Annotated in this window: 17 protein-coding genes; 9 read left to right on the top strand and 8 right to left on the bottom strand. The window is 67.2% G+C overall.

The window, feature by feature from the left end; all coding sequences use genetic code 11:
* Positions 1-62: 62 nt before the first annotated feature.
* A complete protein-coding gene (locus CFB45_RS27750; RefSeq protein ID WP_089428295.1) occupies positions 63-2,375 on the top strand; it encodes a TonB-dependent receptor in 2,313 nt (770 codons plus the stop codon).
* Between the two features lie 45 nt (positions 2,376-2,420).
* On the opposite strand, the gene CFB45_RS27745 is transcribed toward CFB45_RS27750, so the two are convergent.
* Positions 2,421-3,380: a LysR substrate-binding domain-containing protein gene (locus tag CFB45_RS27745; RefSeq protein WP_089428294.1), complete on the bottom strand. Its 960-nt coding sequence runs from the start codon at positions 3,378-3,380 to the stop codon at positions 2,421-2,423.
* Positions 3,381-3,564: 184 nt separating this feature from the next.
* Between CFB45_RS27745 and CFB45_RS27740 the strand changes: the two genes are divergently transcribed.
* From CFB45_RS27740 to CFB45_RS27730, 3 genes are read left to right on the top strand one after another with little or no spacing between them, the layout of a single operon-like run.
* Positions 3,565-4,692: a M20 aminoacylase family protein gene (locus CFB45_RS27740; protein ID WP_089429171.1), complete on the top strand. Its 1,128-nt coding sequence runs from the start codon at positions 3,565-3,567 to the stop codon at positions 4,690-4,692.
* A 50-nt stretch (positions 4,693-4,742) separates the two neighbouring features.
* A complete protein-coding gene (locus tag CFB45_RS27735) occupies positions 4,743-5,531 on the top strand; it encodes an ABC transporter substrate-binding protein (RefSeq protein WP_089428293.1) in 789 nt (262 codons plus the stop codon).
* Positions 5,532-5,583: 52 nt separating this feature from the next.
* On the top strand, positions 5,584-6,774 hold the full coding sequence (locus CFB45_RS27730; RefSeq protein WP_089428292.1) for a porin: 1,191 nt from the start codon (positions 5,584-5,586) through the stop codon (positions 6,772-6,774).
* A gap of 51 nt (positions 6,775-6,825) precedes the next feature.
* Here the strand turns inward: CFB45_RS27730 and CFB45_RS27725 are convergent, their stop codons facing one another.
* Entirely contained in the window at positions 6,826-7,845 is a 1,020-nt protein-coding gene (locus tag CFB45_RS27725; protein WP_089428291.1) for a zinc-dependent alcohol dehydrogenase family protein, read from the bottom strand.
* A 126-nt stretch (positions 7,846-7,971) separates the two neighbouring features.
* Between CFB45_RS27725 and CFB45_RS27720 the strand changes: the two genes are divergently transcribed.
* On the top strand, positions 7,972-8,883 hold the full coding sequence (locus CFB45_RS27720) for a LysR family transcriptional regulator (protein ID WP_089428290.1): 912 nt from the start codon (positions 7,972-7,974) through the stop codon (positions 8,881-8,883).
* Positions 8,884-8,928: 45 nt separating this feature from the next.
* Here CFB45_RS27720 and csgH read toward each other — a convergent pair whose 3' ends face one another.
* The 6 genes from csgH to CFB45_RS38605 all read right to left on the bottom strand — a co-directional run bounded on the left by csgH (position 8,929) and on the right by CFB45_RS38605 (position 13,199).
* Positions 8,929-9,249 carry a curli-like amyloid fiber formation chaperone CsgH gene (gene csgH / locus CFB45_RS27715; RefSeq protein WP_089428289.1) on the bottom strand — a complete coding sequence of 107 codons (321 nt, stop codon included), beginning with the start codon at positions 9,247-9,249 and terminating at the stop codon, positions 8,929-8,931.
* Between the two features lie 71 nt (positions 9,250-9,320).
* Positions 9,321-10,697, bottom strand: a complete 1,377-nt coding sequence (locus CFB45_RS27710) for a beta strand repeat-containing protein (protein WP_089428288.1) — start codon at positions 10,695-10,697, stop codon at positions 9,321-9,323.
* A gap of 132 nt (positions 10,698-10,829) precedes the next feature.
* The gene (locus tag CFB45_RS27705; protein ID WP_144025234.1) at positions 10,830-11,369 is read right to left on the bottom strand and encodes a hypothetical protein; all 540 of its coding nucleotides are present in this window, start codon (positions 11,367-11,369) and stop codon (positions 10,830-10,832) included.
* Positions 11,370-11,400: 31 nt separating this feature from the next.
* Positions 11,401-12,339 (bottom strand): CsgG/HfaB family protein, encoded by a 939-nt coding sequence (locus CFB45_RS27700; protein WP_089428286.1) that lies wholly within the window; start codon positions 12,337-12,339, stop codon positions 11,401-11,403.
* A gap of 23 nt (positions 12,340-12,362) precedes the next feature.
* Entirely contained in the window at positions 12,363-12,800 is a 438-nt protein-coding gene (locus tag CFB45_RS27695) for a curli assembly protein CsgF (RefSeq protein ID WP_089428285.1), read from the bottom strand.
* A 30-nt stretch (positions 12,801-12,830) separates the two neighbouring features.
* A complete protein-coding gene (locus CFB45_RS38605) occupies positions 12,831-13,199 on the bottom strand; it encodes a CsgE family curli-type amyloid fiber assembly protein (RefSeq protein ID WP_143329867.1) in 369 nt (122 codons plus the stop codon).
* A gap of 826 nt (positions 13,200-14,025) precedes the next feature.
* Between CFB45_RS38605 and CFB45_RS27685 the strand changes: the two genes are divergently transcribed.
* The 4 genes from CFB45_RS27685 to CFB45_RS27670 are packed head-to-tail and all read left to right on the top strand — an operon-like array spanning position 14,026 to position 18,836.
* Positions 14,026-15,984 carry an arylsulfatase gene (locus tag CFB45_RS27685; RefSeq protein WP_089428283.1) on the top strand — a complete coding sequence of 653 codons (1,959 nt, stop codon included), beginning with the start codon at positions 14,026-14,028 and terminating at the stop codon, positions 15,982-15,984.
* Positions 15,985-16,000: 16 nt separating this feature from the next.
* Positions 16,001-17,050: a formylglycine-generating enzyme family protein gene (locus CFB45_RS27680; protein ID WP_089428282.1), complete on the top strand. Its 1,050-nt coding sequence runs from the start codon at positions 16,001-16,003 to the stop codon at positions 17,048-17,050.
* A complete protein-coding gene (locus tag CFB45_RS27675) occupies positions 17,047-17,856 on the top strand; it encodes a MetQ/NlpA family lipoprotein (RefSeq protein ID WP_089428281.1) in 810 nt (269 codons plus the stop codon). Before CFB45_RS27680 ends, CFB45_RS27675 begins: the two co-directional genes overlap by 4 nt.
* Positions 17,850-18,836 carry a YkgJ family cysteine cluster protein gene (locus CFB45_RS27670; protein ID WP_089428280.1) on the top strand — a complete coding sequence of 329 codons (987 nt, stop codon included), beginning with the start codon at positions 17,850-17,852 and terminating at the stop codon, positions 18,834-18,836. The genes CFB45_RS27675 and CFB45_RS27670 overlap by 7 nt, the downstream gene beginning before the upstream one ends.
* Positions 18,837-18,859: the final 23 nt, after the last annotated feature.

The following is an 18,859-nucleotide window of genomic DNA, read 5'->3' as shown; positions in this document are numbered from 1 at the left end:
ATAGATCACCCGTGCGTCGCGCACGCACGTGCGTTCAACCGATCAAACAGGATGACTCATCGATGTTCAGGAAAAAACTAATCGTCACCGCGCTGGGGGGGCTGCTGACGGGTGCAGCCGTATCGTTGCCCGCCTGGGCGGAAGAGGGCGCGGTGACGGCGGCGCCGGACGCGATGCCGGCGCAACAGGGCGCGGACGATGCAGCCGCGGCAGCGCCGAAGGCCGCCCGTGCGACCCGCGGCACGGTCGCACGCGAAACGAATCTCGGCACGGTGACGGTGACCGCGCGCCGGCGCAAGGAGAGCATCCAGGACGTGCCGGTCGCGGTGAGCGCGCTGAGCGGGGACACGATCAAGAACAACGAGCTGCGCGTGGTGAACGACGTCACGAAATATGTGCCGAACTTTACCGGCCAATCGACCGAAGGCCGCGAGCGGCCGCGCTGGTTCCTGCGCGGCGTCGGCAGCAACGATCCATCGGACTTGTCGCTGAGCCCGATCGGCGTGTACTTCGACGACGTCTACATCAACAGCGTGTTCGGGCAAGGCTTCCCGCTGTTCGACCTCGATCGCATCGAAGTGCTGCGCGGCCCGCAGGGCACGCTGTGGGGCAAGAATACCGTCGGCGGCGCGCTCAGCATCACGTCGCAGAAGCCGACCTTCGACGTGAGCGGCTACGGCAAGATCGGGCTCGGCCAGTACAACAGCCGGCTCGCGGAGGCCGCGATCGGCGGGCCGATCGGCAAGAACGACGTGCTGGCCGCGCGCGTGTCGGTGTATCACGAGAACGCCGACAGCTTCTACACGAACACGGTGCAGCAAGGGCGCTTCGGCGGCTTCCACGACAATGCGGTGCGCTTCCAGGTGCTGGCCGTGCCGACCTCGGATACCGATTTCCTGTTCAACATCCACGGCCGCAACTACACGGGCGGCGGCAACGCGTGGCACGCGCAGGGTGCAGGGCCGGGCGGCGCGAACCAGTTCGGCTTCGTCGGGTCGAGCGATCCGTACACGGTGTCGCTCAACGCGCCGTCGAGCGATCACATCTCGACCTGGGGCACGTCGCTCACCGCGCACTGGCGCATCAACCCGGCTGTGACGCTGACGTCGATCACCGCGTTCGAAGGGCTGCATCGCTGGTATCAGGACGACGAGGACTATTCCGCGTTCGACGTCGCACGCTCGCACGATCGCCTGTCGAGCCGCCAGTTCTCGCAGGAATTCCGGCTCGAATCGCCGCAGAACGACCGGTTCAGCTGGCTCGTCGGCACGCACCTGTTCACCGAGCAACTGGCCGAGCAGGGTGCCGGCGGCGGCCTGCCGGGCTCGCCGTCGCCCGCGTTCTACCACCTGACCGACCTCACGCAGCACACGCAGAGCGCGGCGATCTTCGGCAGCGTGAAGTATCGGTTCACCGACCGCTTCAACGTGACGGGCGGGCTGCGTTACACGATCGAGCGCAAGAACATCAACCTCACCGGGCTGCAGGGCACCGGCAACGTGACGTTCAGCAACCCGGGCAACTGGTGGGATCCGTCGTCGGTGTCGTCGCCGCTGGCGGTCAGCGCGCGGCAGAACCAGACGAACACGTGGCGCGCGCCGACCTGGGACCTCACGCCCGAATATGCGCTCAGCAGCAACGTGCGCGCGTATTTCCGCTATGCGCGCGGCTTCCGCTCGGGCGGCTACAACGGCAACGCGTATACGCAGAGCACGGTGTCGACCGTGTCGCCGGAGTACCTGACCGATTACGAGGTCGGCATCAAGAGCGAGTGGTTCGACAAGCGGCTGATCGTCAACGCGAGCGTGTTCCACTACGACTATCGCGACATCCAGGTGTTCGCGCTGGCGCCGAACCCGTTCGGCGGGCCGCCGGTGTCGACGCTGTCGAATGCGGGGCAGGGGCGCGCGGACGGCTTCGAGCTGGAGCTGAAGGCGCAGCCGGTCAACAGCCTCTACCTGTTCGCGAACCTCGGGATGCTGAACACGCGCTACACGGAGTTCCGCTACGTGCCGACCGCCGTCGGCAATTCGTTCGCGCGTTCGCCGCATACGACGATCAACGCGGGCTTCGACTATCGCGTGCCGGTGTCGTTCGGCACGCTGACGGCCGGCGGCGACGTGAATTACCGCAGCCGCGAGTACTTCAGCGCGACGCGGCAGACGATGCCGCAACTCTGGCAGGGCGGCTACACGGTGCTGAACGCGCACGTGTCCTACACGACGCCGAACCAGAAGTACATCGTGACGGGCTACGTGACGAACCTGACCAACAAGGTCTACAAGAAGCTCGAGCTGCTGCCGTCGTATGGCGCGTATCCGGCGCTGTACGGCGATCCGCGCACGGTCGGGATCACGCTGACGGCGAAGATCTGACGGGCAACATGCGGCGGCGCGGCGGCGAGCCGCGCCTGCCGCGCGTCAGATCAGCAGCGACAGCGTCCTGAACAGCGCGAGATCCGCCTTGCGTGCCGAGCGCGCATGCCGGCGGATCACGTGCAGCAGGCAGTCGATGAAGCAGCGCGCCGCGTCGCTGAGCGTGCTGCTGCGCCGCGTGACGATCCCGAGGTCGCGCGGCTCGAAGGTCTCCTTCAACTGCAACGCGCGCATCCGTTCGCCGAACGACGGCACGGCCGCGAGGATCGTCGGGCACCACGTGCACATGTCGGCCTGCTCGAGCATCGTCTGCAGCATCGCCACCGACTGCGCACGCACGATGCGCCGCTCGTCGATTTTGGCGCCGTGGCGCGTGAACAGGTAATCGACGAGCGCGGCCTGGCCGTCGGCCGCGAAATTCAGCACCCAGTCGTGGTCGAGCAGGTCGTGGATCGACCGCGCGTGCTCGAGCGGATGGCCGGCGCGCACCATCACCGCGGTCTCGTAGCGCAGCATCGGCTCGAACGCGAATTCCGGCGTGCCGCCCGGTTGCACGTGCCCGAGCGCGAAGTCCATGCTGCCGTCGCGCAACAGCGGCTGCGCGACGGCCATCAGCGCTTCGTAGAGCTCGAGGCGCACGTCCGGCATCTGCTCCCGAAAACGCAGCACCGCTTCCGCGAGGAAGGTCATCGTGAGCCACGGCGTGACGCCGATGCTCAGCCGGCCCTCGACGCGGCCGCGCATGCGCTCGAGATCGCTCTGCGCGTGTTCGAGCTGCTTCAGCACGAGCTTCGCGTGCGTGAGCAGCGTCTTCCCGTATTCGGTGAAGCCGATCCCCTCCGGCGCGCGGACCAGCAGCGGCAGGCGTTCGCTGGCCTCCAGCTCGCGCAGCGCGCGCGTGACGGCCGCCTGCGACAGCCCGAGCGTGCGCGCCGCGCCGCGGATGCTGCCGGCCTCCGCGCTCGCGACGAGCGCCTGCAACTGATGCAGCTTGATCGTGCTCATGGTGCGATACCCGACAACGAAAGGTTGTCATCATAACGAAACCGCGGCTGTTCGCCGGGATTTTCGCTGCCTACGATGCGGGCACGGTCGGTCATTCGGGCGATCGGCAACCGGAACGCATCGAGGAGAATCGGGGTTGGACCACACACCTATCCATCCGGAAATGGCGGCCATCGAGGCGGAAATGATTGCGCTGCGCCGCCGGCTGCACGCGCATCCGGAGCTTGGCTTCGAGGAACACGCGACGAGCGATCTGGTCGCCGGGTTGCTGACAACGTGGGGTTATCGGGTGACGCGGGGGCTCGGCGGCACGGGCGTGGTCGGCACGTTGACGCGCGGCCCCGGCAAGCGGCTCGGGCTGCGCGCGGACATGGACGCGCTGCCGATCCGCGAGGCGACCGGGCTGCCGCACGCGAGCCGGTGCGACGGCGTGATGCACGCGTGCGGCCACGACGGCCACACGGCGATGCTGCTCGCGGCGGCGCGCTGCCTGGCCGAGCGGGAACGCTTCACGGGCACGCTGAACCTGATTTTCCAGCCGGCCGAGGAAGGGCTCGGCGGCGCGAAGCGGATGATCGACGACGGGCTGTTCGACCAGTTTCCATGCGATGCGGTATTCGCGATGCACAACGTGCCGGGCCTGCCGGCCGGCGTGCTCGGCTTCTGCGACGGCCCGGCGATGGCCTCGCCCGATGAGGTGCAGGTGCGTGTGACCGGGCGCGGCGGGCATGGCGCGGCGCCGCATACGACGATCGATCCGGTGGTCGTGTGCGCGTCGATCGTGATGGCGCTGCAGACCGTCGTGTCGCGCAACGTGAACCCGCAGGAGATGGCGATCGTGACGGCCGGCTCGATCCATGCGGGCGCCGCATCGAACGTGATTCCGCCGCACGCGGATCTCGCGCTCAGCGTGCGTGCGCTGTCGCCGGACGTGCGGGCGCTGCTTGAACGGCGCATTCGCGAGATCGTGCACGGGCAGGCCGCCAGCTATGGCGCGACCGCCGAAATCGACTACCGGCACGCGTACCCGGTGCTCGTCAATCACGCGGAGCAAACCGCGTTTGCCCGCGACGTCGCCCGCGAATGGGGCGGCGACGGCGCGCTGATCCCGCACCTGCGGCCGATCGCGGCCAGCGAGGATTTCGCGTTCATGCTGAACGCGTGCCCCGGCAGCTACCTGTCGATCGGCAACGGCGACGGCGCCGGCGCCGCCGGATGCGGGCTGCACCACCCCGGCTACGACTTCAACGACGCGTGCCTCGCCACCGGCGCGAGCTACTGGATTGCACTGGCGGAGCGCTACCTCGCGTGATGGGCCCGCACGATTTTGACTGACGATTCACACAAGGAAGGAGACTGGCAATGAAGCAGTGGAAACGGATGGCGGCGCTCGCGGTGGCGCTGGCGGCAGGGGCGGCGCATGCGGGCGACTGGGCGGGCAAGGAGATTCGCCTCGCGGTCGATCCGACTTACCCGCCGCTCGAATACAAGCTGCCCGACGGCACGCTGACGGGTTTCGGGATCGACATCACGAACGCCTTGTGCGCGGAGCTGCATGCGCGCTGCGTGTGGGTCGAGTCGAGTTTCGACGGGATGATCCCGGGGCTGCTCGCGCGCAAGTTCGACGTGATCGCGTCGTCGATGACGATCACGCCGAAGCGGCAGCAGCAGATCGCCTTCACGAACCGGATCTCGAATGCGCCGGCGCGCCTCGTCGCGCGCAAGGGCTCGCCGCTGCTGCCGACGGCAGACGCGCTGAAGGGCAAGCGCGTGGGCGTCGAGCAGGGTTCCGCGCAGGCCGACTACGCGGTCGCGAACTGGCAGCCGGCCGGCGTGCAGGTCGTGTCGTACCAGAACCAGGATCAGGTCTATGCCGATCTCGTGACGGGCCGGCTCGACGCGGCGTTCCAGGCATCGATCGCGGCGAGCGACGGCTTCCTGAAGAAGCCCCAGGGCAAGGATTTCGCGTTCGTCGGCGCCGCGATCGACGACGTGAAGTACTTCGGGCAGGGCGACGGGCTCGGGCTGCGCAAGCAGGACAACGACCTGCGCGAGGCCTTCAACCACGCACTTGCGACGATCCTCGCGAACGGCACGTACCAGCGGATCAACAAGAAGTACTTCGACTTCGACATCTACGGCGCGAAGTAAGCGGCGACGCCCGGAACACGGGCAGTCACGACACGATAAATAAGGAAAACGAATGAACTGGAGATTGGCTTTCGTCGCGGTCCCGGCGCTGTGTGCAGCGCCCGCGCTCGCATTCGCGCAAGGCAGCGTCACGCTTTACGGGCTCGTCGATGCGGGCATCGACTACACGAACAACGTCGGCGGCCACAGCGCGTGGCAGATGGCAAGCGGCTTCGCGCAAGGCAGCCGCTGGGGGCTGAAAGGCACCGAGGACCTGGGCGGCGGCTACAGCGCGTTGTTCCAGCTCGAGAACGGCTTCAACGTGAACAACGGCACGCTCGCGCAGGGCGGCCGCATGTTCGGGCGGCAGGCGTACGTCGGGCTCAGCAGCGCGCGGTTCGGCACGCTGACGCTCGGCCGCCAATACGATGCGGTGGTCGACTATCTCGCGCCGACGACCGCGAACGGCAGCTGGGGCGTCTACCCGTTCTCGCATCCGCTCGACAACGACAACACCGGCAACACGTTCCGCGTGAACAACACGGTGAAGTATGCGAGCCCGGATTTCGCCGGCTTTTCGTTCGGCGGTACGTACAGCTTCAGCAACGACACGGGCTTCGCGAACAACCGGCAGTGGAGCGTCGGCGCGCAGTACGAGCAGGGCGGCTTGCTGGTCGGCGCGGCGTTCCTGAATGCGGACAACCCGGGCGCGACGTCGGGCGGCGCGATCGCGGGCTCGGGGTCGGTCGGCGCCGATGCGAACTTTGCGTCGGCGCGGCTGCGGATTTTCGGTGCGGGCATCAACTACACGGCGGGGCCCGCGACGGTCGGGTTCGCGTACACGAACAGCAACGTCACGCGGCCGACCGCGAACGTCGGCTACCTGTTCGGCGACGAAACGATCGAGCCGGTGACCGGCCCGCTCGCGGGGGGCATGGTGTCGTCGATCAAGTACCAGAACTTCGAGGTGAACGGCAAATACCAGTTCACGCCGGCGTTGTTCGTCGGGGCGCAGTACGTGTACACGACGGTGCGCTATAACGCGACGACGGGCAGCGCGAAGCCGAAGATCCATTCGCTCGGGCTGATGGCCGACTACAACCTGTCGAAGCGCACGGACGTGTACCTGATGGGCGCGTACCAGCGGATCGCGGGCGACGCGACGGGTTCGTCGCTCGACCAGGCCTATGTTCCCGGCGCGGCGGACCTGTCGTCGACTTCGAAGCAGCTGATGGTTCACGCGGGGATCCGTCACAAGTTCTGAGTGCGATGACGGAAGAGGCGGCGGGCCGAGCGACCCGCCGCCTCGACGCGCTTACTGCGCGACGCGGATCACGACCTTGCCGAAGTGCTGCCCCGACTGCAAGTGCGCATAAGCCTGCGGTGCTTCGTCGAAGCCGAACACGCGATCGACCACGGGCCTGATCTGCTTCGCGTCGACGAGGCGCACGACATCGTCGAGCATCGCGCGGCTGCCGACCATGATCCCGTGCAACTGCCGGATCCCGCCGATCAGCGACAGCAGCCCGAGTTCGGGGCCGGCGAAGCTGCTGAGGCCGCCGATCACCGACACGATGCCGCCCAGCTTCGTCGCGGCGACCGAGCGCGGCAGCGTGTCCTTGCCGCCGACTTCGACGACCAGATCCGCCCCCGCCCCGCCGGTGAGCCGCAGCACGTCGTGCTGCCATTCGGGCGTCGCGCGATAGTTGATGGTGGCTTCCGCACCGAGTGCGCGGGCGCGCTCGAGCTTCGCATCGCTCGACGACGTGACGATCGTGCGCAGCCCCGCCGCATGCGCGAGCTGCAGTGCGATGATCGACACGCCGCCGGTGCCGAGCAGCACGACGGTCGCGCCGGGCCGCAGGCCGCCGTCGACGAACAGCGCGTTCCACGCGGTAATCCCGGCGCACGACAGCGTCGCCGCCTCGTCGTAGTTCAGATGCGCGGGAATCGCGACCAGCGCGGCTTCGTCGGATACGAAATGTTCGGCCAGCACGCCGTCGAATTGCGCGCCGGGCGACCCCGAGACTTTCTGCGGCGTCGGTGGCCCGTCGATCCAGTGCGGGAAGTACGTGTTGATCACGCGATCGCCCGGCTTGAAGCGCGTGACGTCGCGGCCGGTTTCGATGATTTCGCCGGCGCCGTCGGCCACCGGGATCAGCGCGTCCGTGCCGATGCCGAGATAGTCGCCGCGCGCGAACATCAGGTCGCGGTAGTTCAGGCCGGCGGAGTGGATCTTCACGACGACGTCGGTCGGCCCGACCGCGCGGCGTGTCGCGTCGATGCGCCGAAGCCCGGCCGCGCCGTCGCCCGGTTTCACTTGCCATGCGTGCATGTCGACTCCTTTTCGAGATAGAGCGGACTATCATAGTGTTGCGCACGGGGACGCATTGGCGAGAATTCGGCCGATGACTGTCGCCTGTGTGGACACAACCCTGTGACCCAACTGGAGCGGAATCGCATGGACGAGCGGCTGAGAGGCGTGGCCGAATTTGTCGACGTGGTGGAGTCGGGCAGCTTCGCGGCGGCCGCGCTGCGGCTCGGCGTCACGCGCTCGGCTGTCGCGAAGGTCGTCGCGCGGCTCGAACGCCGTCTCGGCGCGCGGCTCCTGCAGCGCACGACCCGCCAGCTCGGCCTGACCGACGAGGGGCTCGTCTATTACGAGCAGTGCCGGCGGCTGCTGGCCGAACTCGGCGAGACGGAGGCCGCGCTCGACGCGGGGCAGCGCGAGCCGGCGGGGCGGCTGCGCGTCAGCGTGCCCGTGCTGTTCGGGCGGCAGTGCGTGGCGCCCGTCATGCGGCGCCTCGTCGAGCGCCATCCGCGGCTCGAGATCGACGTGTCGTTCAGCGACCGCGTGGCCGACCTGGTCAATGACGGCTTCGACATCGCGGTGCGCATCGGCGAGCTGGCCGATACGAGCGCGCTGGTCGGCCGCAAGCTCGGCGTGCAGCGCATGGGGATCTGCGCGTCGCCCGCGTATCTCGACCGTCATGGCCGGCCGGCGGGGCTCGACGCGCTCGCGTCGCACGTCGGCATCGCGTATTCGCGCGGCGGGCAACCGACGCCGTGGCGGGTCCTCGGCGCGGACGGCGCGGTGCACGACCATCGCCCGGCCGGCCGCCTGCGGCTCGACGACCTGCAGGCGATCGCCGATGCGGCCGCCGCCGGCGCGGGCCTCGCGTGGCTGCCGTGCTGGCTGATGGCGCCTTACCTGCGCGACGGCCGCCTCGCGCTCGTGATGGACAGCAACAGCGTGTCGGGCGCCGAAGTGTTCGCGGTGCGGCCGGCGTCGCGCCAGGTGCCGTCGAAGGTGCGCGTCGTCATCGATGCGCTCGTCGACGAGATACCGCGCATGCTGGCGTCGGACGATTGAGGCGGGCGCGGTGCGGCGATCGCGACGGGCGCACGCCGCACCGGCTCAATTCGTGGCCCGGTGCGGATTGCAGTCCACCGAATACTCCGCGTGCTCGCCATTGACGTGCAGGACCAGCGTCGCCTGGCAGATGTCGCCCGAATCGACGCTCAGCCGCAGCGTCGCCAGCGACTGATCCTCGCCGCCGGCGAGTCGCGATTCGCCGGAGCGCGTCAGCGAGGCCGAGCCGGCGCTGCCGGTTCTGGTGATGCGCAGGCTGTACGACACGTCGACTGGCGCGGCCGCCCGCACGTGCGGCACGATGTTCACGCCGCCGGCACTGGCGGCGATGTCGAAATAGGCGTTGAGATCGTGAATGCCGACCATGATCGTCCCCTGTCGAATGAAAAAAAGGCCGAACGGGCAACCGTCCGGCCTTTTCGTTACGCCGGCGGTGCTTAGTGCTGCTTGAGCGAAACGGTGTTGTTGAAGCCGTTCTGGTTGATGCTCGCGTAGTTCGCGTTGCCTTGCTGTACCAGCGTGGCGTTGTTGTTGTAGCCGATCTGCGTCACGTAGCCCTGGTTGCCCGTGCCCGACACCTGCGACGCGTTGATGATGTTGAAGCCACCGGCCTGCGACAGGCTCAGCACGTCATCCGCGCCCGTCTGCGACGCATTGGCGTAGTTGCCGATGTCGCCCGACTGGCTCACCGTCACCGACGAGCCCGATGCGGCCGACTGCGTCACCGCCGCCAGGTTGTCCGCCGACGCCTGCGTGATGGATGCCGTCGAACCGGCCGAGTTGCTCTGCGTGATCGACGCCGTGTTGAACGCGGCCGTTTGCGTGATGGACGCGCCGTTACCGTAGCCGTACTGCTGCGTGATCGTCGCGTTGTTCGACGCGGCCGACTGGTTGATCGTCGCGTTGTCGCCGAACTCGAACCACTGATTGACGGTTGCATTGTTGCCGTCGGCGGTCTGCGTGATCGACGTCGCGTTGCCGGCCGCCAAGAGCTGGTGCACCGTGGCGTTGTTGCCGCTCACGCCGCCCGATTGCGAAATCGTCGTCGTGTTGCCGCCGCCGAACGACGAGTTCACGGTGGCGGTTTCGGTGCCGCTCTGGGTCGTCGTGACCTGGTCGCCAGCCTCGGCAAACTGCGTCACGCTGGCGTTGGTCGTGCCGCCCGTTTGCGTGATCGACGTCGCGTTCCCGCCGCCCCAGGTCGTCTGGACGTTCGCGGTGCCGTTGTTGCCGGTCTGCGCGATGCCGACGGTGTTGCCGACCGTGTCCGTCTGCGCGACGGTCGCGTTGTTGCCAATCGCCGACTGGCTCGGCGTGCCCTGGTTGATCGTCACGTTGTTCCAGCCGCCGCCTTGCTGCGAAATCGACGCGCTGTCGATGTAGCTGTACTGGTTGATCGTGTTGGTGTCGTATTGCGGGCCGCCCGTGTAGGCCGACGTCGTCTGCGTGATGGTCGCCGAGAAGTCGCCGCCGCCGGACTGCGTCACGTAGTTCCGCTCGTTCGACGTGCCCGTCTGCGACACGTTCACGCTCGAATACGGCTGCGCCCACCAGGAGTTCTGCTGGATCACGGTCGTGTCGCCGTTGCCGCCCTGCGTCGTCACGTTGGCGACGAACCCGTAGCGGGGATCGTTGCCGGCTGCCGACTGGTTGATCGACACCGCATCACCGTTCGTCGCCGTCTGTTCGACGGTGGCCGAGTTGAAGTTGCCGGTTTGCCCGATGTTCACGGTGTTACCCGACGAATCGGCCTGTGCGGCAGCCGATGCGAGCATCAGCACTGCGATTGCGATTGCAGACTTGGTCACCTTCATTTGTTGCTCCTGATTCGAAAGAAAATTCGCCGGAAAAGCGGATCTTTTGCCGGCACCCCCGCCAATTGAGGACGCTCTCACGTCCCGCACCTCACACCACTTGAAGCAAAGCACCTGCAAACTGCATAACCGTTACCGCGTCAGCACCGTGGCGCGCGCACCGTTGCCGGTCTGGATCACCTGGATGCCGGTGTTCGATCCGCCCTGCACGAGGTTCACCGCGTTGTTGCTGCCGTTCTGCGTGACGCGCGCCGACAGCGATGTGCCGACCTGCGTCGAGTCGACCGAATTGCCGGCGCCGTTCTGTTGCACCTGCAACGTGTTGCCGTTGCCGCGCTGCGTCGCATGCAACCTGTTGCCGACGCCGGCCTGCGACGCCGCGATCCAGTTCTGTGCACCGGCCTGCCGCGCGACGATCGCGTTGCCGTCGCCGGCCTGCCAGATCAGCGCACCGTTGTGGCCGGCCTGGTCCAGCGACGCGGCATTGCCGACACCGCTCTGGCGGACCGCGACGATGTTGCCGCTGTAGTCGAATGCCGGTTCGGGCGGGCCGAGATCGTTGAGCGGCACGGGTGCCGCAAACGCCGCCTGCATGGCGGCCGCTGCCGACACGGTCGCGAGCGCCTGCCGCGCCACGCGGGCGCGCCCGTTCCGATCATGGTGTCGATTCATCCTGTTTTCTCCGCTGGCCGGCGTGGGCCGGTTAATGAGTGGACGCGCCCTGGCGATCGATCTTCTGCGGGTCGTACGCGGTGTTCGCGTCTTCCATGTCCTGCGCGTATTTCCGGTCTTCCTGCAGATACCGCTGCATCGTCGGGTCGTACCAGTCCTGGTCGTTCTTCAGCACCCAGGTCTGGTTCGCGACGCCCTGGACGATCAGGTGCGTGAGCGCCGATTCGATTGCTTCGTTCACGCAGATCTGCGCGGGTTCGTTACGTGTCAGCCCGGCTTCCGCCTGCAGCAGGTCCTTGAAGCCGACGAAGCGATAGATGCCCGTGTCGACCTGATACGAGTAGACGGTCTTGGTCGTCGACACGCTGTTGAGCACCTGGCCCGTGCGGATGTCGATCGCGCGCAGGTTGACCGTGACCTGGTCGATCCGGTACTGCGTCGACCCGCTGATCCCGAGGTAGGCGACACCGGCCCCGCCGGTCCGGACGTTCGTGTCGTAGCCGACGATGCCGCCTTCGAGCACGATGTTCGCGGGCATCAGCGGTGCCATCGCATCGTTCTGCGCCTTCTTCGCATCCGCGCCGTCGGTGGCGCGCATGATCTTGCGTTCGGTCAGCAGGTCCTGCAGGTTCTCGCGTTCCACCGGCGTGAACCAGCCGGAGTCGCGCATCGCCTTGACGAGGAACGACGCGCCGCCCTGCGTGACCTGCGACGAGAAGGAGCTGTCCGGCGATGCCTTGTACTGCCCCGTCAGATCGCGAAAGCCGTACACGGCCGCGACGATCTTGCCCTTCGGCGGCGGCAGGTGCGTGAGGTCGCGCGTGGTGCGCGTCGGCGGCGTCAGCGTCGCGTTGCTCAAGGCCGGCATCGGCCGCGTGACGCAGCCGACCAGCGACAGCAGCAACAGCGCGCCCATGGCGATCCGTGTCGTCCCCGTGTTCAAGCGTGTGCGTTCAGCATTTTTTTTCATGATTCGCTCAGTCTTTTTTCGATTTATTGGCCGTTGCTGACGATGAACGTCGAGGTCGCTCCCGTCGTCTTGTCGGTGGTCGTCACTTGCAGGTTGCCGTTGCCGGCCGCACTCACGACGATCGTGAAGTTGCCCGTGCTGATCGTCCCCGGCTTGAGCTCGCCGTTGGTGCCGACGATCGAGTTCGTCACCGAGCCGGCGACGCGCGACAGGATTGCCTGCTGCAGCTGCGCATTGAACTGGTCGAGCGATGACGTGGACGTCGGCGATGAAAAGGCCGACAGCGACGGATCCGTGTGCTTGTTTTGCGCGTTGGCCTCGTTGAGCAGATTGGGGCCGTTTGCCGGGTTGCCGCCGAAGTTCGGGTTGTTCGGCTGATAAACCAGCGTCGACGACCACGCATACGGCGACACCGCGGTCATCGCGACCAGCGCGATCACGCTCAATCTGATTCGATTCATTTTCCCTAACCCCTGTTTTTGATTAATCGACTAAATCTCGTCTTTGGCCAGATCCGAATCGGGAAACAGCAAATTCGACAGATCGTCCTGAATGACGGTTTGAAAGGAAATACTGGCGGCGCTTTCGGCCACGGCCTTGACGTTTGCGCGTGCGATCGGCAGGAAGGTCTGGAACACGCGCTTTTGCTGGAATTCGACCCAGATCAGGCTGCCGTAGCGCCCAGAAGGGCGTTCGTGAATGGCGACCATGTAGCGCTCGCTCAGCGGGATTTCCGACCACGTCTGCGAGAAGTAGGTATAGAAATCGCGGCCGGCGAGCGTCACGGCATCGGTCGTGACCGTGCCGCCGAGCTGGTCTTCCGGAAGGGCATGGCGGGCGGCGGCCCGGGCGCCGGCCAACGCGGCGCCGGTGGCCGGCTTCGCCGCGGCCGGGCCCGCGCCGGGCGCGGGCTTCGGTGCTTCAAGGACGCGTTCGGCGTTCAGCAGCGTCGAGGGCGGCGCAATCGGATGCCCGCCGTTCACCGCCGCGGAAGGCGGTGCGTCGACGGTGTCTTGTGCCTGCGCGCGCGCCGTCGCGAATAGCGACAGGCACGTCACGGCCCCCCAGGCCAATCGCCTGCTTGCGCTCGATACCATTTCCCCGACCCCGGAATCATTTGTACGAAATAAGGCCCCGCCCGATTTTCGGGTTATTCGTTCCTGGTCGAACGCGGCACATGGTGGGGGGAGTCAGCAAGAGGCATGCCCGCCGCTGTTTTAAACGGTATATTTTTTTAAGTCGTTATTCGTCTAATTTTTGAATCGCATATTCTCGACATGTAAAACGTTTGCGAGTTCGTTATTCATTAACAAGCTTTCTTTTATAAATGGAGCATTACAATTTAATCAGACGATATTTAATGAAAATCGTGATTTGAAAATTCCTCGCGATGCTGACGCGGAGAAAACGTAACGTGTTGCTACGGCTTCGGCCGTAACGACACGACGTAACGTCCCGTTACGCACATGGAATCGTCCGACGAAAGCGCAGGTTCCGGTGCTCGCGACGATTCCCGCGCGCCGGTGTCGGCGCGCATCGCGCTCGCGCACATGTGTGCGCGCGGATGGCGGGTATTCTGTTTGCGCGCATATTCCGCCACCCCGTTAGCATGTGACGAATCGGACTTTGGTTGCCGCGCACGCGACGCTAAGATCGCCGATCCCGTAGATCGAGCGTTCCAGAACAATGAAAAAGTCCGCGTCGCCGTTGCATGCTTTTCGTTTCCGTGTCGTCTGCGCCGCGATTGCCGGCGCGCTGTCGCTTGCATCGTGCGGCGGCGTCGACAGCGATACGCCGTCGTCCCAGACGAACACCCCGCCGCCGCTGGCCGCGAAACGCCCGAACATCCTGTACATCATGGCCGACGATCTCGGCTATTCCGACATCCATGCATTCGGCGGCGAGATCAACACGCCGAACCTCGACGCGCTCGTCGCGTCGGGCCGCATCCTGTCGAACCATCACACGGGCACCGTCTGCGCGATCACGCGCGCGATGCTGGTGTCCGGCACCGACCACCATCTCGTCGGCGAAGGCACGATGGGCGTGCCGACCGACGAACGGCGCGGGCTGCCCGGCTACGAGGGCTACCTGAACGACCGTGCCCTGTCGTTCGCACAACTATTGAAGGATGCCGGCTACCACACGTACATCGCGGGCAAGTGGCACATCGGCTCGGGGATCGTCGGCAGCGCGACGGGCAGCGGGCAGACGCCCGACCAGTGGGGCTTCGAGCGCAGCTACGTGCTGCTCGGCGGCGCGGCGACGAATCACTTCGCGCACGAGCCGGCCGGCTCGTCGCACTACACGGAAGACGGCCGTTACGTGCAGCCTGGCCAGCCCGGCCAGCCGGGCGGCACGGGCGGCAGCCCGGCCGTGTTCTATTCGACCGATTTCTATACGCAGAAGCTGATCTCGTACATCGATTCGAACCAGCGCGACGGCAAGCCGTTCTTCGCGTACGCGGCCTACACGTCGCCGCACTGGCCGCTGCAGGTGCCCGAGCCATGGCTGCACAAGTACGCGGGCGTCTATGACGCCGGCTACGACGCGATCCGCAACGCGCGGATCGCGCGGCAGAAGGCGCTCGGCCTGATCCCCGCCGATTTCAAGCCGTTCGACGGCCTGCCTGAAACCACGGCTGCGTCGCCCGCGACCGCGAACAACGGCACGGCCGCCGCGAAATACATCAGCGCGGTGCATTCGGCCGCGGACGGCTACAGCGACTACGGCCCCGGCAAGGTCGACAAGCTGTGGTCGAGCCTGTCGCCGGCCGAGCGCCGTGCACAGGCGCGCTACATGGAGATCTATGCGGGGATGGTCGAGAACCTCGACTACAACATCGGCCTGCTGATCCAGCACCTGAAGGACATCGGCGAATACGACAACACGTTCATCATGTTCCAGTCGGACAACGGTGCGGAAGGCTGGCCGATCGATTCGGGCGCCGACCCGACGGCGACCGATACCGCGAACGGGCAGGATCCGATCTATTCGACGCTCGGCACCGACAACGGCAAGCAGAACGCGCAGCGCCTGCAGTACGGGTTGCGCTGGGCCGAAGTGAGCGCGTCGCCGTTCCGGCTCACGAAGGGCTATTCGGCCGAAGGCGGCGTCTCGACGCCGACGATCGTGCGCCTGCCGGGCCAGACGCAGCAGTTGCCGACGCTGCGCGCGTTCACGCACGTGACCGACAACACGGCGACGTTCCTCGCGGTCGCGGGCGTCACGCCGCCGTCGCAGCCGGCGCCGCCGCTCGTCAATACGCTGACGGGCGTCGACCAGAACAAGGGCAAGGTGATCTACAACAACCGCTACGTGTACCCGGTCACCGGCCAGTCGCTGCTGCCGGTGCTGACGGGCACGGCGACGGGCGAGGTGCATACCGCGCCGTTCGGCGACGAAGCGTACGGCCGCGCGTACCTGCGCAGCGCCGACGGCCGCTGGAAGGCGTTGTGGACCGAGCCGCCGCTCGGGCCGCTCGACGGTCACTGGCAGCTGTACGACCTCGCGGCGGATCGCGGCGAGACGACCGACGTGTCCGCGCAGAACCCGTCGGTGATCAGCACGCTCGTCGACCAGTGGAAGACCTACATGAGCAACGTCGGCGGTGTCGAACCGCTGCGTCCGCGCGGCTACTACTGAAGCCGGGAGCGACACGATGCGGTTCCGGTTCTGGACGATCGGCGCGGCGCTGGCCGGCACGCTGTTCGCCGCCGCGTTCGCGGCCGGCTATGCGAATCCCGTCGTACCGGCGGGCGGCGCCTTCGACGACGCGAATCGCGGCCGCGCGCTCGCGCCGCTGGGCTCGGAGCGACAGTGCGCGCGCTATTCGGGGCTGCCGGCCAGATGGCGCGACGACCCGAAGGCCGGGATGGTGCACCTGCGCGGCGGCGCGTTCGTGTTCGGCAGCACGCGCGGCTATGCGGACGAGCGCCCGGCGGGCGACGGCCGCACGCGTGTCGGCGGGTTCTGGATCGACCAGACCGACGTGACGATCGCGCAGTTCGCCGCGTTCGTGCAGGCGACCGGCTACGTGACCGAGGCCGAGCAGCAGGACGGGGCGGCCGTGTTCCATGTGCCGACGCGCGACGAGATGAACACGCGCGATCTTGCCTGGTGGTCGTGGGTGAAGGGCGCGTCGTGGCGTCACCCGCACGGGCCGGGCAGCGGCATCGACGGGCTCGGCAACCTGCCCGTCACGCTCGTCACGCAGCGCGATGCGCTCGCGTATGCGCGCTGGCTCGGCCGCGACCTGCCGACCGAAGCCGAATGGGAATACGCGGGCAAGGCCGGCCGCGACGACGCAGCGCTCGACGCGGCGCCGCGCGATGCGCAGGGCAAGCCGGCCGCGAACTACTGGCAGGGCGTGTTCCCGGTGCTCGATACGGCCGAGGACGGCCATGCGGGGCTCGCGCCCGTCGGCTGCTACGCGGCGAACGGGTTCCGGCTCTACGACATGATCGGCAATGCCTGGGAATGGACCAAGGACACGTACACGGGCCCGCACCAGTCGCATACGAACGGCGACACGGCGGCCGTCGCGCCGCCGACGCGCCGGCACGACACGCCGATGGTCATCAAGGGCGGCTCGTTCCTGTGCTCGCGCGACTACTGCGTGCGCTATCGCGCGTCGTCGCGCGAACAGCAGGAAGCCGATCTCGGCGCGTCGCATATCGGGTTTCGCACGATTCTGAGGGATGCGTCATGAAGCGCGTCGTGGTTTGCATGTGCGCGTGGCTGATGGTTGCGTGTGCAATCGTTCATTCGGGTTTGACCGTGGCCGCCGAATCGGCCGCACCGGCGGTACGCGTCGGCGTGACGCGCGGCGTACATGCGCAGATCCTGGACGAAGTGAAGCGGGTCGCCGCGTCGCGAGGATTCGGCATCGACGTCGTCGAATTCGACGATGCATCGCGCATCGACGCGGCACTGGCCGACGGCCGGATCGACGCAGCCAGCTTCGAGGATGCACAACAGCTTGCCGCGACGCGCGCGCAGAAGCGCTACGCGCTGACCGAAGTCGCGCCGACCGTCACGCTGCCGATGGCACTCTATTCGCGCAAGCTGAAGAACCTGAACGAACTGCAGCCCGGCGCGACGGTCGCGATTCCTGCCGATCCGCGCGGGATGGCGCGCTCGCTCGTGCTGCTGCAGAACGACACGCTGGTGACGCTGCGCGAGCGGGCCGGCCTGCGTGCGACGCTGCGCGACGTGACCGGCAACCGGCTCGGGCTGAAGCTCGTCGCGCTGCGCCGCGATCGCCTTTATGCTGCGCTCGACACGGCCGCGTTCGTCGCGATCGACAGCGACGATGCCGCGCGTGCCGGGCTGCAGCCCGCACGCGACAGCATCAGCATCGAGGATGCGCGCTCGCCGTATGCGAACGTGCTGACGGTGCGCGAGGCCGATCGCGCGAAGCCGTGGGTCACGCAGCTCGTCGCCGCGTATCACTCGGACGACGTCGCGCGCTTCATCCTCACGCGTTACCAGGATTCGGTGCGACGGCCGTGGTAGACACGTACCTGCTCGCGTGCAACGCATGCGGACGCTGCTGCAACAGCGCGCCGACGCTGTCGTTGCGCGAACTGTTTCGGCACGGGCATCGCTTCGTCGGTGCGCTGACGATCCGTCGCGTGCCGACGCGTCGAACCGGCGAGCGCTGGCGTGCGGGCGGCCGCGAGCACGCGCTCGATGCGGAAGACGTCGCGGCGTCCGATGCGCTGTCGGCGCGGCTGTTTCATCGCACCGGCGGCGCGGGGAGCGAATGGATCGCGCTGACGCTGCAGGGCTACGACTATCCGTCGCTCGGCCGCTGCGCGGCGCTGGCCGACGACGGACGCTGCAGCGTGCATGCGGACAAGCCGTCGATCTGCCGCGCGGTGCCGCTCGATCCGATGCTGCCCGACCGCTTGCAGTCCCGTGTGCTGGCCGCGCGGCGCGACGATGCGCGATGGCTCGGTGCGAACTGCATCGTCGAAACGTCGAGCGCGCAATCTGCTGTTGAATCGTCATTCCCGATTCCACTGGTGACGGCCGGGCAGGTCGCGGACCGTGCGGCGCTCGACGCGTATCGCGATGCGCTGGTGTTCGAGCGCGCGGTGTGGCGGGATGCCGTGTTCGCATCGTTGACCGATGGCGGGCAGGATGTGCGGCATGCGCTGTCGCGGCTTGCGCCCGGCGGCTACCTGACCGTGTCGATCGTGCCGGTGCTGCTGGCCGTCGCACTGGTTTCCGAGTATTGCCGCACACGCTGCCTCGCGTTCATCGACGCGCAACTCGCATTGATCGGCATGAACATCGAAGCAGCGCTCGCGCGCCGTCACGCCGACGACCGGCCCGCGACGCGCGAGTTGCGCGGCTTCGCGCAGGCGCTTGAACGGGCACGGCACGCCCTGGCTGCGATGCCGGCGCCCGCGGCCGGCATGCGCGAGGACGCCCCACGCATCGACGCGTGGCTCGCCGACCGGCCCGACCTCGATACGCTCGCCGCATAACGACGGCGGCCAGCCGCACGTGC

The sequence above is a fragment of the Burkholderia sp. HI2500 genome (genome assembly GCF_002223055.1).
Lineage (GTDB): Bacteria > Pseudomonadota > Gammaproteobacteria > Burkholderiales > Burkholderiaceae > Burkholderia.
The sequence above is the reverse complement of the archived record's forward strand: the minus strand, read 5'-3'. Positions and strand labels throughout refer to the sequence as shown.

What these genes read in the sequence shown, in the direction of transcription:
- CFB45_RS27750 (WP_089428295.1), top strand. Translation starts at nt 63, where the DNA reads ATGTTCAGGAAAAAACTAATCGTCACCGCGCTGGGGGGGCTGCTGACG.
- CFB45_RS27745 (WP_089428294.1), bottom strand. Translation starts at nt 3,380, where the DNA reads ATGAGCACGATCAAGCTGCATCAGTTGCAGGCGCTCGTCGCGAGCGCG.
- CFB45_RS27740 (WP_089429171.1), top strand. Translation starts at nt 3,565, where the DNA reads ATGATTGCGCTGCGCCGCCGGCTGCACGCGCATCCGGAGCTTGGCTTC.
- CFB45_RS27735 (WP_089428293.1), top strand. Translation starts at nt 4,743, where the DNA reads ATGAAGCAGTGGAAACGGATGGCGGCGCTCGCGGTGGCGCTGGCGGCA.
- CFB45_RS27730 (WP_089428292.1), top strand. Translation starts at nt 5,584, where the DNA reads ATGAACTGGAGATTGGCTTTCGTCGCGGTCCCGGCGCTGTGTGCAGCG.
- CFB45_RS27725 (WP_089428291.1), bottom strand. Translation starts at nt 7,845, where the DNA reads ATGCACGCATGGCAAGTGAAACCGGGCGACGGCGCGGCCGGGCTTCGG.
- CFB45_RS27720 (WP_089428290.1), top strand. Translation starts at nt 7,972, where the DNA reads ATGGACGAGCGGCTGAGAGGCGTGGCCGAATTTGTCGACGTGGTGGAG.
- csgH (WP_089428289.1), bottom strand. Translation starts at nt 9,249, where the DNA reads ATGGTCGGCATTCACGATCTCAACGCCTATTTCGACATCGCCGCCAGT.
- CFB45_RS27710 (WP_089428288.1), bottom strand. Translation starts at nt 10,697, where the DNA reads ATGAAGGTGACCAAGTCTGCAATCGCAATCGCAGTGCTGATGCTCGCA.
- CFB45_RS27705 (WP_144025234.1), bottom strand. Translation starts at nt 11,369, where the DNA reads ATGAATCGACACCATGATCGGAACGGGCGCGCCCGCGTGGCGCGGCAG.
- CFB45_RS27700 (WP_089428286.1), bottom strand. Translation starts at nt 12,339, where the DNA reads ATGAAAAAAAATGCTGAACGCACACGCTTGAACACGGGGACGACACGG.
- CFB45_RS27695 (WP_089428285.1), bottom strand. Translation starts at nt 12,800, where the DNA reads ATGAATCGAATCAGATTGAGCGTGATCGCGCTGGTCGCGATGACCGCG.
- CFB45_RS27685 (WP_089428283.1), top strand. Translation starts at nt 14,026, where the DNA reads ATGAAAAAGTCCGCGTCGCCGTTGCATGCTTTTCGTTTCCGTGTCGTC.
- CFB45_RS27680 (WP_089428282.1), top strand. Translation starts at nt 16,001, where the DNA reads ATGCGGTTCCGGTTCTGGACGATCGGCGCGGCGCTGGCCGGCACGCTG.
- CFB45_RS27675 (WP_089428281.1), top strand. Translation starts at nt 17,047, where the DNA reads ATGAAGCGCGTCGTGGTTTGCATGTGCGCGTGGCTGATGGTTGCGTGT.